The organism is Planctomycetia bacterium, assembly GCA_015200345.1.
GTDB lineage: Bacteria > Planctomycetota > Phycisphaerae > UBA1845 > UTPLA1 > PLA3.
The window spans coordinates 610,541-625,445 of record CP054187.1; the positions used below are offsets into that span (position 1 = coordinate 610,541).

Here is a 14,905-nt window from a genome sequence, read left to right on the forward strand (position 1 = left end):
TGCTCCTTCAATGGACACGGCCACGCCGCGCCGACCTTGCTCTTCTATCCCACAGCGCTCGGCTTCGGCCCGCGCCGCTCGTCTACTCGCCGGTTTGATTCAATCCCCGGATACTCCCTCACCAACGCCAGGATCGGATGACCGCGGACGACCCGGCATGCGAGGACGGGGAGCCGTGCGCGGCAGGACAGGACGCCCGAGCGGCTCCACTTCCCGCGACGACGCCTGCGAGCCGATCACTTGCAACAGACGCCCCGACATGTCCCGCACTGTTTCACCGATCGCGGGGAGATCCGCCGCAGCCACGCTTAGCCGACCCGTTATTCGCCCGTCTTCGATCCTTGCGCCCCATCCGATCATCGGACCGGGCCGAACCGGCGGCTTGCCTTGCTTCTTCAGGACCGGTGGAAGCGGCGCCTCGGCGTCGCTCATTCGACCGGCCAGCGTGGCGGCGGTCAACGCCGGCAGCGTGGCCGCGACTTCGCCGACGTCCAGCAACGCGACGATTTGACACGATTTCGGCAATCGCGTGAGTGCGGCCTGCGCGGTCTCGTTCACCTTCAGTGTGCGACCGATCTTCAGCGCCCGGTCAACTTCACAGACGCCGTATTTTCCCGCTGACATCGTGAACACCAGGTGCCGATCGTCCATCGCGCCGATCTGAAGCAACGACTGCTCTCCGTACAGCACCGCCATTTCCCGACGGAACGTTTCAGAGGTGTCAGGACCGATCAGCGCCGCCTCACGGTATTCCATTTCACCGCAGCGCCGGGGCTTGAACTTCAGCTTGCCATAGCCCATGCCGGGCATGAAGGACGCCATGATCTCCGAAGAATGCTCCTGAACGTATTGCGCTTGGTTCACGCCGCGTCGGGCCTCGGTCATCAGCGTCCCGGTAACGATCTCCAACGGAAACACGTCATCCTGCTTCGACCCCAAAACCATGTACAGCCCCTGGGTCCGGCCGCTCATGTCGTGAACGGTCTCAATCAGCTTCTCGCGCTGTGCCGCGTTGGCGCTGTGCTGTACGGCGGGCTGCTTCAGAAGCAAATCCATCACGCGGCAACTGAAGCTGTGTTCCGCGGTCACCTGCCAGTCAAGCGCCAAGATCGCCATGAACCGCCGATCCGCGATGAAGCTGCCGAAGTCCAGGCCATTGCTTCGAATGCTGTTGAGATACGCGCGGACCGATCCGTTGCGCGTGAAGGTGTGATGGTGAACCAATTCCAACGTCTTGCCGTCGAAGCGAACCGCCGCCGAAAGCGTCTGCATTTCATCCACGACCTGCATCACGCGATCGGCCGCCCAGTCCGCCACGACCCGAACGCCATCGGGCATTGCATCGTCGGGCTTGGCGGATTCCAGCATGCCCAGCTTCATCGCGTTGACGGCCAGCGACACAAAGGGGCGAATGCGATCGCGCCAAGCGGGTGACCAGAAGTAGACAAACACGTCGGAGTCGCGCGCCAATGCCTGCTGGACCGGGTCCAGCGAAGCGAGCAGCCCTTGTTCTTTTGCAACCTGTTTGAGAAATCGCTGTAACGGAAGCCGTCGCCCGGCGACCAACGCCGTGCCACGCCGCATCAGCAGGCAGCGCTTACCGCCGATGCCCGACACGGTTTGAATCGTCCCGTCCGGCGGACAGCCTTCCGGCGCGATGGGTTCGAGGTTCTTCGGTTGAAACAGCAGCGCGAGGTGTTCTCTCGACATGCTCGCGCGCGCCGACACGATCACAACCGGCTGCTTGAAATCCACCACACCCCGCGGGAGATCAAACGAATCGAGCACGTCATCAGGAGAGAACAGCTGCGCACGGGGAAAGTGCTTCTCAAGATACGCGTTCAACCGCTCCGTCGTCGCCGCCAGGTTCGGAAACACCACGACGGCCGCCGCATCGCGCGGAACTTCAGCCAGCGGATCGTCGGCCAGCAGGCGCGCACCGAGCACGCCGACGACCAGCGCAAAGATCCATGCCTCATGCCCGCGCACGGGAAGGAGTCCGGATGAATGGCGGAACACTGGTTTCGTTTTCAATGGGTTAGTCAACCGACACACAGAATGAGCGTTCGTGCGAAACCTGAAACTGCTCGGTCCACTTCTGATACCGCGTCAATCCCATACCGAAAGCACGGTTGTCTGGCGGCTCCCGCTGATCAAATCACGGTGCGCGGCCCCTTCGCGAACCGAACCGATCGCAGCCCGGCCCCGCGCCGACCGCATCCGCGAGGCAAGGATTTTAACGGAATCGCCGACAACGTCTAACGCCCGATATCACCGAACGTTTGCGGCAGAACTGAATGAATTCACAGGCAGCAGGGGGACTTGTCAGATCGCGGCCGACCGTGTGATCCGGTCGCGGACCCAATCGACGGTGACGCCCTTTTCGGCCAGCATCTGGGCGACGAAACCCTCCGGCTCCCGCAGGATCGCAAGCAACAGATGTTCGTCGCTGACCTCGCCGTGACCAAGCCGATTGGCCGAGTCCACCGCCATGATCAGGCGATGCCAGAACCGGGGGGAATGAAACGCTTTGGCCAGCTCCTGCTGGTGGATCCACTCCATCGCATCGTGGCCGCTGGCGACGCCGGCGTGGTCTTCGTAGGTCGAGGAGCGAAGCAGCGTCAGGATCTCTTCGCGAATCTGTTCCAGCTTGACGCCGCGGCCATTGAGCAGCTTGGCGGGGACGTCGCTCCCCTCACGCAGGCAACCCAGCAGCAGGTGCTCCGTGCCGACGTACTTGTGACCGAGCTTGCGCGCCTCGTCGATTGCGTACTGCACGACCTGGCGCATGGCGGCGTTCTGTGCCATTTTTGTGGCATGAATGTCCTTGCGCCCCGGCTCCACCATCTTGTTCAGCTCGGATCGCAGCGTTTCCAGGTCGACGCCCATGTTGCGCAGCACGAGCGTCGCCACGCTCGAGGTCACCGCCAGGATGCCCATGAACATGTGAACCGGCGCCAAATAATCATGATGCAGCCGGATCGCCTCCTGATTCGCCAGGGCCATCGCCCGCCGCGCTCGGTCGCTGAATCGTTCGTGCACAGTTGTCTCCCTTCAGCCGTTGCGGTGTGGCGCCGACCTCGCGCCGGCGAAATCACGGGCGGACGCCCATGCCACACATGATAAACGGATCGTTTGTTACTTCTTCGCCGGCGCGGGCGGCGCCTTGCCGCTCTTCGCCAGGCGCACCGCCTCGATCACTTCCGCCTGTATCGACTGCGGCACGCGCTTGTACTTCTGAAACTCCATCGTAAACGATGCCTTGCCCTGCGACAGCGATCGAACGTCCGTCGCATAGCCGAACATTCGCGCCAGCGGCACTTCCGCATCAATCACGGTTGAGATCCCGCGATTCTCCGTCCCCAGCACCAGTCCGCGACGGCTCGACAGGTCGCCGATGATCGCACCCTGAAACTCACTCGGCGTCTCGACCTGCACCTTCATGATCGGCTCCAGCAGCACCGGCGCCGACTTGAGAAACGCCTCCTTCATCGCATCGCGCGCGCAAATCTGAAAAGCCATGTCCGACGAGTCCACCGCGTGCGACGAGCCGTCTTCCAGAATCATCTTGATGCCGGTCATCTGGAAACCCGCCAGCGGACCCTTGCTCAACACCGACTGGAAACCCTTGTCCACCGACGGGATGTACTCGGTCGGGATGCGCCCGCCGAACACCTTGTTCTCAAACTCGTATCCGGTCTCGTGATCCTCCGGCAGCGGCTCCAGTTTGCCGACGACGTGCGCGTACTGGCCGCTGCCGCCGGTCTGCTTCTTGTGTTTGTAGTTGTATTCCACTGCCTTGGACGGCGCCTCGCGATAGCTCACCTTCGGCTGACCGACCACCACCTCCACCTTGTATTCGCGGCGAATGCGCTCGCAATAAACGTCCAGGTGCAGCTCGCCCATCCCGGAGATGATCGTCTCGCCCGTGTCCGGGTCGGTGCTGACGTGAAACGTCGGATCTTCGCGCGCGAAGCGGCCCAGCGCCTTGGAGAACTTGTCGCGATCACCCGTCTTCGCCGGCGCCACCGCCAGCGAAATCACCGGGTCCATCACGTGCATCGATTCCATCGACACGTTGATGCCTTCGCCGCAGAACGTGTCGCCCGAGATGCAATCCAGGCCGACCACGGCTACGATGTCACCCGCCGTCGCGAAATCAAGGTCTTCTCGATCGTTCGCGTGCATCCGAAGAATGCGGCTGAACCGCTGCTCTTTCCGCGTCCGCGAGCAGGTGTAGCGCTCGCCACGCACCATCTTGCCCTGGTAAATCCGCATGTACGTGAGCTGGCCAAACGTCTCGTCCACCAGCTTGAACGCCAGCGCCACCAGCGGCGATTCCGGGCTGGCGTCGATCGGCACTTCGGCCTCGTCGTTGTCCATGTCCAACGCGAAAACCTCGCGATCCACCGGCGACGGCAGATACTTCACGATCGCATCGAGCAGCAATTGCACGCCCTTGTTCTTGTAGGCCGAACCCATCAGCACCGGCGCGATCTGACCCGAGATCGTGCCGCGTCGCAGAATCGAATGGATCAACTCCTCGGGAACGGGCTTCTCTTCGAGCATGATCGAGAGCAGCTCGTCGTCGTACAGGCTTAGCGCGTCGAGCATGCCGGTGCGTGCGCTCTTCGCCTCTTCGACGAAGGCCGCGGGAATCTCTTCCCAGCGTATCTTCTCGCCCTTCTCTCCGTCGAAGTACGCCGCCTTCATGCGGATCAGGTCGATGATCCCCTCGAGATCCGGACCCACCCCGATCGGCATCTGCAACTGCACCGTGGTCAGCTCCAGTTTTTCTTCCAATCCCTTGATGACGTTGATCGGATCGGCCCCGGTGCGGTCCAGCTTGTTGATGAAACAAATCCGCGGCACGTTGTAGCGCTTCATCTGGCGGTCGACCGTGATCGACTGCGACTGCACACCGGCGACGCCGCACAGCACGAGAATCGCGCCATCCAGCACGCGCAGCGAACGCTCGACCTCGACGGTGAAATCCACGTGGCCGGGCGTGTCGATGATGTTGATCTTGTTCTCGTTCCACTCGACCTGCGTGGCGGCGGACGTGATGGTGATGCCCCGCTCCTTCTCAAGCTCCATGTAGTCCATGGTGGCGCCGTCGCCCTCTTTGCCCTTGACCTCCTGGATCTTGTGAATGCGGCCTGCGTAGTACAGGATGCGCTCCGTCAGAGTGGTCTTACCGGAGTCGATGTGAGCGCTGATGCCCACATTCCGCAACATGCTCATGCCTGATGCTGTCATCGCGTTTCGCGCCTTATGAGGTTTCACGCCGGTCGAACTGCCGCGCTCGCCGGTATTGTTATTCATCTGCCTGGTCGAACCACCGTTCGCGCCTGTTCGCTGCGCTTCTTCGTCAGGTTGCACCGCCATCGTCGCACTTCTCCAAAGGAGTCTTCAACCGGCTGCTTCGGTCCTACGTCTTGAGTTTGAAGCACGGGACCGCTCTACGGAACCCAACAAGTACCGCCTCGCGAACTCGATGCGTTGCCGAGCGAACGGCTAACAACCAGCGGAGGGCTAAAGGCACGGCCTCATGGGGTAAACACAGCGTATAAAAAACCGCCTCAATTTATCGGCCTGCACCCCAAGCCGCTGGAAAACTCCGTTCCGCGAATCTCAAGTTGTAAGGGATTCCGCCTGGACCCGCTACGCTGATCGCGTAACCCAAGACATGACAATGCCTTACATCTCTCCCGCCGCGCAATTCACAGCAGCGAGACATGTATGGTAATTTTGCAATCGCACAAAGTCAAGGAAATTCTCATCCGAATATCGCTCATGCGACCTGTCGCCATGGCACCAGGGTACCACACCCGTTGCACGTTCAATGCCCGGCAACCCCTCACACCGGGGTAATCCTATGACGGGTCACGCACGGAACGACAGGATGACAAAACGCTCCATCAAGGCCTGGCAGTGCCGGATTCCCTATAAAAACAACGGCACGAGACGCACTCGCCGTCTCGTGCCGTACCTCGCTCGGAGGTGGAGGAGGAAGATTACGATGTCAAAAGCCGACGCATCTACTTCTGCTACGGAATCAGGAACGCATCGGTTCGATTGCTCGGTCGCTCGGTGCCGGTGTAGCGATCGACGCCGACCACGCGATAGATATCGTCGGCATCCAGCCCGACGCGCGGGTTGGACGACCAGATGACACTGATGTTCGCGCGCAGGACGTTCTGGCCCTTCAGCCACGGATGGCTCGTCGAGTTCTCCGGCGCGGTGCCTTCCACGAGCGCGCGATTGTCATCGACCAGTGGCGTCAGGTCAGACGCGATCGGCATCGACGGCGCCATCTCCAGGCGCGTCCATTGCTGCGGCAGAATCGGCGTGGAGTAACTGTTGTTCCGCACATTGGGAAAGTCGTTCCGCCCCGCCACCTGCTCGCGCGTCAGGGGGATCTCGCCCGGCCGCGCCTCACACACAAACTGATGCGGCTCGACGTAGCCCTGTTGCACAAGCGGAAACAATTGCTGGGAACTGCTGACGTGTCGAAACTCGGACGGTCCTTTTGCCGCGCCGGCCGCCCACGCCGCGTCGACCGGCAGTCCGGCCGCCAGCGGGAACTGGTTGGCGTTGGCTTCGGCATACTGCACGGCGCCGTACCCGATTTGGCGCAAGTTGTTGGCACAGATCGTGCGCTGCGTGGCGCGACGGGCCGATTGATACCCCGGGACGAAGATCCCGACAAAGATCAAAATCGCCGCGGCGAGTCCGATCAGATCGCGCGTCGAGAAGTTGCTGCCTCGATCCGTGTTCGCGCCGCCGTCGGTGGGGGCAAGCGCCTTGCCCGCCGTGAGGGGAATGGTCCGGTGCAAAGCGTCCACCCGCGCGAGAATGCGCGAGGACAATTCCGCCGGAGCATCAACGCGATCGGAATCGAGCGGCCGCAGCAGACGCCGTACGCGCTGTACGGCCTGCTCCAATTCGGCCCGATTGGCAAACGCGGATTCCACCGCGGCCCGTTCGGATTCATCAAGCAATCCGAGGGCGTACCCCAGCAGGTCCTGTTGCTGGTTGGGTTCGTCTTTCGATTGCTGCGTCATGACTGCTCACCGCCTTGATCGTGTCGGCGATCAACCTGCATAATGCTCACGCTCTCCCTCTCCATCGTCCCGGCGCGGCCGCCCGGCTTTACCGATCGGCACGCTCCATTCGCTTTCGATAAGCCGCGGCGAAGTGATTCACTGCCGCATGCAATCTGCTCTTCACCGTCCCCAGCGGGATCGCAAGGATTTCCGCGATCTCCTTGTACGCGAAGCGATCAAAATACCCCAGCAGCAGCACCTCCCGCAGGTGATCCGGCATGCCGTCGATGATCGCACGCACCTCCTGTCGCACTTCGGCCGACTCCACGGCATCGCCGGGCGACGTGGATTCGTCACCGAGATAGTCCAGAAAACTCGTCGCGTCCGTTTCGCCTGCCGTCGGACCGTCGAGCGAGATTTCCTTCCGTCGAGCGCGACTCCGCAAAAAGTCACGCGCCTTGTTCGCCGCGATCGTGAACAACCACGGCCGCAACCGACGCTGGGGATCAAATCCCCCGGCCGACTGGTACACCTGGACAAATGTCTCCTGCACCAGGTCCTCGGCGGTGGCCGGGTCTCGCACAAAGCGAGACACGAACTGGAACACCTGGGGCGAGAAACGCTCGACCAGCTCGGCGAATCGAGCCTCATCACCGGCGACGAACTGGGCCAGCAGCCGTTCATCCGTCCCGGCGTCTTCGACTTCCAGCGGTCGATTCACCACCCTGTGTTCCTATTGCGAAGTACGCCCCCTTGATCCGGAAGGTTCACTGGTTCCATCGACAAATGCAATTGCACGAGCAGTTTACGAGACTGGGTAATTTTCCCCTTGACTTACCCAGTTTTATAAGCTACAGTAATTATAAACAATTACAGCTCGAGACGGATCATGAACCGCAGCCGGGTATCTTTTACCCATGTATTACCCAGTAGCCTTGCCCAACCCTTGTGGAAGCGATTTTGATGGTATCTGACCAGACCCAATTTCGAAACCTCTCCCCGCGGACGATTTCGGCGCTGGTGGAAGCGTCAGCCGCCATGAATGCCTCGCTGCATCTTGGGGAGGTCCTTCAAGCCGTGGCACAAAAAGCCGCCGCCGTGCTTCGTTCGGAGGCATCAAGCGTCTTGATGCTGGATCGCCGGCGCAACAAGCTCAAGTTCATGGCGGCAGTCGGTGACCGGGCGTCGGCACTCATTGGAGAGGAGTTTGACGCGAATCTCGGCATTGCCGGACGGGTCGCGGCGACGGCGCGGCCACTGATTGTCGGTGACGTGCGAGAGAACAAGGATTTCTTCAAGGGGATCGACGCCAAGAGCAGCTTTCAGACGCGCGGATTGATCGCCGCGCCGTTGATCTGGAAGGGCGAGGTCATCGGGGTCGTGGAAGTCCTGAACAAGATCGGCGGCGGCAGCTACGACGACGACGACCTGACCTTGCTGCAAATCTTCGCGAACCTGGCGGCGGCCGGCGCGCACAACGCCGCCGAACATACGAATCTCGTCAAAGAGAACCGCGGTCTGAAGGAAACGCTGCGCATCGCCGCGCCGATCATCGGCAGCTCGGCATCGTTGCGGCAGGTCATGGACATGGTCAACCGCGTCGCCGGCAGCAACGCGACGGTGCTGCTGCTGGGCGAGACCGGCACGGGTAAGGAGATCACCGCGCGCCAGATTCACTCGGCCAGCCCGCGGGCCGACAAGCCTTTCATCGCCATCAACTGCGCTGCCCTTCCCGAGACGCTGCTGGAAAGCGAGCTGTTCGGCCACGAAAAGGGCGCGTTCACCGGCGCCCATACCGACAAGATGGGGCGGTTCGAGCTGGCCGACGGCGGCACGCTCTTTCTTGATGAAATCGGCGATATCAGCATGAGCACGCAGGTCAAGCTTCTGCGCGTGTTGCAGGAGAAGGAGTTTGTGCGCGTCGGCGGCACGAAGACGATCAGCACCGACGTGCGAATCATCGCGGCCACCAATCGCAACCTGCGCGAAGCGATCGAGAAAGAGACGTTCCGCGAAGACCTTTACTATCGGCTCAATGTTTTTCCGATCAATCTGCCTCCCCTGCGCCAGCGCCGGGAGGACATTCCCATCCTGGTGGATCACTTCATCGCGCTGGCGGCAACGCAATTGGGCTGTCGACGACCGAACGTCAGTGACGAGTCTATGGCACTCCTTGCGAGCTACCACTGGCCCGGAAACATCCGCGAGTTGCAGAACGTCGTCGAGCGCTCGGTCCTTCTGGCGGACGGCCAGACGCTGACGCCCGCGCACCTTCCGCGCGAGATCGTCGGCGAGGAGACGTTCGCCGAGAACACGAAGCAGGAATCGTCGCTCTGGGGATACGAGAAGGCCCTGATCGTCAAGGCGTTGCGCGAAAACAACTGGAACCAGTCCAAGGCCGCCCGCTCCCTGGGCATCAGCCGGGACAATCTTCGCTATCGCGTGAAGAAGTTCCAAATCGCCCGGCAGCCTTGAGACAACCGGCGTGCTCACATCGGTCTTCGGCCGCGCGCTTCGATCCCGTTCCAACCCGGTTTCACAACGACATCGACCAGCCCCGCATCCAAAAACCAGCGGCGTATCTGGCCGAGCGTCTTCGGGCGGTCGTAGGCGGGCGCCAGCATGTCAAAGGTGTCCAGCAGGGCGTGCTCGTAGAGCGCCTGGTCGTCCAGGTCATACACCCCGCGATAATCGGCGACGCCGAGCAGCCACGAGAAGCCGCGGATCGGGCGACCCGCCAGCTTGTGCATCAGGCCCGTGAGCGGATAGACCCATCCGACGTGCCAGCGGACAAACCGGTGGAGCACCTGGGGATACAGGAGGCGGGTGAACGGGCGCAAGTCGTATTTACCGAGGGAGAGCGACTTCCAATAGAGCCGGTAATGGTCGATGACGATTTCGCCGCCGGGCTTGAGGAAACGCACGAGGCACATGAAGGCGGCACGAGGGTCGGGGCAATGCTGGATCACGCCGATGCACAGCACCTTGTCAAACGAGCCGTGTTCGTAGGGAGGATGGTAGATATCGGCCTGCGCGAAACAGACATTTTCATATTTACCGTTGTTTCGCCGGTTGGCGTCCACTGCCGCGCTGTAGTCGAAGGTGCAGAGCGTCGCGCCGGTCTTTGCCAGCGGCTCGGTGAAGCGCCCCATTCCGGAACCGGCTTCCAGAATCCGCAGGCCGCGCATGTCCTGCGGCCAGTTCGTCTCTTGCTGCAACCGCTCCGCGCTCTTGCCGCCCCAGGACGATTGAGAATCCAGCTGCGTCGTCGAAAACGTCTGCCATTGGTAGCCGAAGCTCTCGGCGTATTTCTCACGCGGACAGAATCGGGGGATGCCCTTCACAATTTCAAACGCATCACCCGCGCCAATCAGCGCGCCCTCCACGATCTCGTCGCCCTCCACTCGATCTGCTCGCACGGCGAGCGGTTCCCCGTCCGAGGATGACGAAAATGGTTCCCATGCTCACGCTTCAACGGCTGCCTCCTGGTGATTCATATCCTTCGCAGGAATTACTTCTCGTCGAATTCGAATTCCAACGGCACCGCAACCGTTTATCATCAGCAGTCCGCACGTGCGGTGTTACATTCTGGTCGCGGCTTGCAGGTGCTCCGCCAGGAAACCCGACGGTTCGCCATCGCCGAGAAGGTGGATATCCAGCAATCTCAAAACGACCGCTTCCAAAGCCGCCATCCCGGTTCCATGCAGCGCCGAGACGGCCGCAACACTCGCGACTTGCCTTGCGTATTGCTCATGCAGCAGATAAAAGGCATCCCGTCGCTCAATCGCATCGGCGGGCTCGTCGCATTTGTTGACGACAAGCACCGCATTCGATACATCCCGTTGTGCACCGAGGATCGCACGAAGCGATTCGCTCATTCGCTGACTCGGCAGCGTCCCGTCGACGACGATCAAGATCAGGTCCGCCTCCCGTGCCTTCGCCGTGCCACGCAGAATGGCATCCGATTCAATCGCGCATGCGGTCTCGCGCACGCCGGCCGTGTCGACCAGTGTGACGGGCCAGCCGTCGATCATGGCCGTTTCTTCCACCCAGTCGCGCGTGGTGCCAGGAAGGTCGGACGTGATGACGCGATCGCGTCCGATCAATCGGTTCGCCAACGTGCTCTTGCCGGCGTTGGGCGGGCCGACGATGGCGATCCGGATGCCGCGCAACAGACGAATCGCCGCTCGGGTCCGTCGTTCATAGTCCTCCCGTTGCCCCGTCGACCATTGATCGCGCGCCGCGAGGAACGCCGGCAGAATTTCTCGCTGGGCCAACAACCACTCTGCCAGGCGCCGCGATTCGGTTCGCAGCAGCGCCGCGAAGCATGCGGCAACCAACGGATCGCTCGTTTCATCCCCCGTCTCGAACGTCTGCGCGTCGATGCGGCGCACACCGTGCCGTTCAAGGAGCATGAGGATTCGCTGCGCAATGCGAACGCCGCCGTGAACATGCAGCTCGACGTGTTCAGAGGTCCGCCCCGCCGCGCGCCGGCGAATGACCAGCACGTCGTCGAGCGTGACGGCTCCTTCGACAAGATGCCGAAGCACGGGACGATTCAATGAAAGCGCGCGACGCGCCGCCGGTTCAGCGCCGGCGCGGGCCGACGGCTTCGGTCGGGTCAGCGTGTTGACCATTCGCTCGGCATCCGGCCCGCGCAGCCCAATCACGGCAATCGCCCCGGGCGCCAGCGGCGTCAGCAGCGCTGCCTGCGTCCCTGTCGTCCCTTTCATGATTCATCCGTCAGCGGCGCAAAATGCCTGCGAAACGCCAGACCGATGCCTCGCAGACACAAATCCGGCACAACGTTGTCGATGAAATCGCACTGGCTGCGCACCAGTTCCGCCCCGCCGCCCGTTACGACCAACTGCGGCCATTCGTGCAACTCGGTGGCATAACGCTCGACGATTTCGCGCAGGGCCCCCACCACGCCATACAACACGCCGTTGCGAATCGCCTGCTCGGTGTTCGCGCCATAGACCGCGCCGGTCGCCTCGATCTTCACCAGCGGCAGACTCGCGGTCCCGTCATGCAGCGACTGCGCCTGAAGCGCCAACCCGGGCAGGATCGACCCGCCCATGAACACGCCCTCATCGTTCACGCAGTCAATCGTGATGGCCGTGCCGACGCTGGCCACCGCACACGCCCTCCCGATGACCTCGTACGCCGCCGCGGCCGCGCAGACGCGATCGATCCCGACGCGTTCGGGATTCTCAACGGCCAGCGACATCGGGCGATGAAGGTCCTCCCCCACGACAAAAGCCGGCGCGTCAATCTCGGCGGCAAGCCTGTTCCGAACAGCCGAAAGCACATCGGGCACGACGGATGCATACGCCACCGCGCGGATCGTGTCCTCGCCGAGCGCGTCGAACGATTCCTTTGCGTAGGCCGCGACGGCGTCGAGATCGGCATGACCGAACTTGGCCCATGTGCGAACGGAGCGACCGACGTACGTGGCAACGGTCACGTGCGAGTTGCCGATCTCGACGATCAGGAGATTTGCGTTTGTCAACAGTTCGGGAGACAGCGACATGTATCACTCGCAATCAGGCCGCCGACCGTTCGCCGCGAACCTCGCCGCCGGTTGTGCTTCATGCGAATGATAGGGGCAAACGCGCCCTGCGTCATCGCGAATCAAGCTTCGCCGTGGCGCAGATCGCCGTAAATCCGATTGATCAGGGCGGTCAGATCGTGAACGCACAGCGCCAAGCCATCGATGGCGTGATCGTGAGCCGCCTGTTCGACGAGCGCTGCCATTTCGCAGAGATCGCGCTGGCCACAGTGCGCGCCGGCCGCCTTCAGATGGTGCGCGACGGAGCGAATCCGCTCGAAGGAGCCGGATCGCAGGGCATCCAGCAGCGCCTCGGCCCGCGCGGGCAGCGTTCGCACGAAGGCCTCGGAGGTTGTCCAAAGTTCGGCGTCCTGGGTCAGCAGTGAAGACAAGACCATGTCGGCCGAATCATACGGCGGTTGATTGGCGGATTCCCCCATGGCGCCCTCCTCCGGTGATAGGAGTCCGGCCGGAACCGGTGGTGCGCGATCCGATCCGCCGCGCCGTTCACTCGGTTTGCTCGCCGGTGCGTACGGTCTCAACATCGAAATGCGGTTTGGTCCGCTTGAATTGGATTCAGCACCGTCCGCAAATCCCAGCGCGCGAAGCGATCCCGCGTCCCAGAATTCACCCGCGCCGATCCTGGCGCTGCATGAGGGCACTCTGATCGCGCGGCCTTACCTTGTCGGACTTCGCCTTCGCCGTTAACCTTCGTGAGGTCCGACCGAGCCACCACTCATGACCGCTCTGCTAGACGCCGCCGGGATCCGCCAGACGCTTGATCGCCTTGCCGGCGAGATCGCCGCCACGTTTCCGCACGACTGCCCGATCGCGATCATCGGCATCCGCCGCCGCGGCGACGAACTGGCCCGCCGGCTGTTGCAGATTCTCGCCGCGAAGGCCCCGCGCGCGATACAATACGGATGTCTTGATATTACCCTCTACCGCGATGATTTGGCCGAGGTCGGTCCCGCCGCCGTCGTGCGAACAACCGAGATCAACTTTGATGTCTCCGGCGCTTATCTCATCCTTGTCGACGACGTGATTTACACCGGCCGATCGATCCGGGCCGCGCTCGCAGCCATCATCGACCTGGGCCGTCCGCGTGCGATCAGGCTGGCGGTGCTCGTCGATCGCGGCGGGCGCGAGCTTCCGATTCAACCCGATTTTGTCGGCATCACCGCGCGGGATGATCGACGTCCGATCAACGTTCATCTGACGGAAACGGACGGACGCGACGAGGTGACCACAGCATGACGACGCCATCGCAAACCGCCGCGCAACGCCCCCCCGCCGCGCAGCCTCCCGCTCCGTCCGGGGGTTCGCCGCCCTCCTCCATCCCGTCGTCGCCGGCCAGTTGGTCGCACAAGAATCTCCTCGGCCTGGAAAACCTGACCGCCGGGGAGATTCTGCACCTGCTCGATACGGCCAAGGCGTTTGAAGAAGTCTCCACGCGCAGTGTGAAGAAAGTGCCCGCCCTGCGCGGCCGGGTCGTGGTCAATCTGTTTTTTGAGGATTCCACTCGAACGCGCATGAGTTTCTCGCTGGCAGCCCAGCGCCTGTCGGCGGACGTGATCGACTTCTCCGAGAAGACCAGCTCGTTGAACAAGGGCGAGAGCGTGCGCGACACGGTGCGCAACATCGAGGCGATGGGTGTGGACCTCATCGTCGTGCGACACGGAGCGGCCGGCGTACCGCACCTGATCGCGCGGAACGTGCAATGCAGCGTCATCAACGCCGGAGACGGGCGCCACGAGCACCCGACCCAGGGCCTGCTGGACATTTACACGATGCGACAGGTGAAGGGTCGCATCGCGGGGCTGAAGGTCGCCATCGTCGGCGACGTGGTGAATTCGCGCGTGGCCCGCTCGAACATCCACGGGCTGACGCGGCTGGGGGCGGAGGTGACGCTCGTCGGCCCGACGACGCTCGTGCCGCGCAGTTTCGAACGATTCGGCGTGCGCGTCTGCCACGATTTTGACAGCGTCATCGGCGAGTTCGACGTGATCAACATGCTGCGCATTCAACGCGAGCGCATCGCCTCCAACGTCTTCCCCAGCCTGGGGGAGTACTCGCGACTCTTCGGCCTGTCCAACGAGCGGATGAAACGCGCCAAGGCCGACGTGCTGGTCATGCACCCTGGCCCGGTCAATCGCGGCATCGAAATGTCGCCGGAAGTCGCCGACGGCGCTCGCAGCGCCATCCTGCGACAGGTCACGAACGGGCTGGCCGTGCGCATGGCCGCCATGTTTCTGTGCAAACAGGCGGGGGAATCACCGTGACCATCGCCCCGTGGAGCCGATCC

General features: G+C 62.4%; 12 protein-coding genes. 3 read left to right on the forward strand and 9 right to left on the reverse strand.

Annotated elements, in window-relative coordinates:
- Positions 1–99: 99 nt before the first annotated feature.
- From HRU71_02720 to HRU71_02740, 5 genes are all read right to left on the reverse strand, one after another.
- Entirely contained in the window at positions 100–2,034 is a 1,935-nt protein-coding gene (locus tag HRU71_02720; protein ID QOJ02461.1) for a hypothetical protein, read from the reverse strand.
- A 291-nt stretch (positions 2,035–2,325) separates the two neighbouring features.
- Positions 2,326–3,042, reverse strand: coding sequence for a hypothetical protein (locus HRU71_02725; protein ID QOJ02462.1), 717 nt, complete (start codon positions 3,040–3,042; stop codon positions 2,326–2,328).
- A 96-nt stretch (positions 3,043–3,138) separates the two neighbouring features.
- Positions 3,139–5,244, reverse strand: a complete 2,106-nt coding sequence (locus HRU71_02730) for an elongation factor G (GenBank protein QOJ04902.1) — start codon at positions 5,242–5,244, stop codon at positions 3,139–3,141.
- Positions 5,245–6,050: 806 nt separating this feature from the next.
- Positions 6,051–7,067: a DUF1559 domain-containing protein gene (locus HRU71_02735; GenBank protein QOJ02463.1), complete on the reverse strand. Its 1,017-nt coding sequence runs from the start codon at positions 7,065–7,067 to the stop codon at positions 6,051–6,053.
- Positions 7,068–7,155: 88 nt separating this feature from the next.
- Positions 7,156–7,770: a sigma-70 family RNA polymerase sigma factor gene (locus tag HRU71_02740; protein QOJ02464.1), complete on the reverse strand. Its 615-nt coding sequence runs from the start codon at positions 7,768–7,770 to the stop codon at positions 7,156–7,158.
- A gap of 242 nt (positions 7,771–8,012) precedes the next feature.
- On the opposite strand from HRU71_02740, the gene HRU71_02745 reads away from it, so the two are divergent.
- Positions 8,013–9,524 carry a sigma 54-interacting transcriptional regulator gene (locus HRU71_02745; GenBank protein ID QOJ02465.1) on the forward strand — a complete coding sequence of 504 codons (1,512 nt, stop codon included), beginning with the start codon at positions 8,013–8,015 and terminating at the stop codon, positions 9,522–9,524.
- Between the two features lie 14 nt (positions 9,525–9,538).
- Here HRU71_02745 and HRU71_02750 read toward each other — a convergent pair whose 3' ends face one another.
- From HRU71_02750 to HRU71_02765, 4 genes are all read right to left on the reverse strand, one after another.
- Positions 9,539–10,468, reverse strand: a complete 930-nt coding sequence (locus HRU71_02750) for a class I SAM-dependent methyltransferase (protein QOJ02466.1) — start codon at positions 10,466–10,468, stop codon at positions 9,539–9,541.
- A 162-nt stretch (positions 10,469–10,630) separates the two neighbouring features.
- Positions 10,631–11,782, reverse strand: coding sequence for a 50S ribosome-binding GTPase (locus HRU71_02755; GenBank protein QOJ02467.1), 1,152 nt, complete (start codon positions 11,780–11,782; stop codon positions 10,631–10,633).
- Positions 11,779–12,582 (reverse strand): type III pantothenate kinase, encoded by an 804-nt coding sequence (locus HRU71_02760; protein ID QOJ02468.1) that lies wholly within the window; start codon positions 12,580–12,582, stop codon positions 11,779–11,781. The genes HRU71_02755 and HRU71_02760 overlap by 4 nt, the downstream gene beginning before the upstream one ends.
- A 101-nt stretch (positions 12,583–12,683) precedes the next feature.
- A complete protein-coding gene (locus tag HRU71_02765; GenBank protein QOJ02469.1) occupies positions 12,684–13,040 on the reverse strand; it encodes an Hpt domain-containing protein in 357 nt (118 codons plus the stop codon).
- Positions 13,041–13,338: 298 nt separating this feature from the next.
- On the opposite strand from HRU71_02765, the gene pyrR reads away from it, so the two are divergent.
- Together pyrR and HRU71_02775 are read left to right on the forward strand one after the other, a co-directional pair.
- Entirely contained in the window at positions 13,339–13,857 is a 519-nt protein-coding gene (pyrR, locus tag HRU71_02770; GenBank protein QOJ02470.1) for a bifunctional pyr operon transcriptional regulator/uracil phosphoribosyltransferase PyrR, read from the forward strand.
- The gene (locus tag HRU71_02775) at positions 13,854–14,882 is read left to right on the forward strand and encodes an aspartate carbamoyltransferase catalytic subunit (protein ID QOJ02471.1); all 1,029 of its coding nucleotides are present in this window, start codon (positions 13,854–13,856) and stop codon (positions 14,880–14,882) included. The genes pyrR and HRU71_02775 overlap by 4 nt, the downstream gene beginning before the upstream one ends.
- The last annotated feature ends 23 nt before the right edge of the window (positions 14,883–14,905 follow it).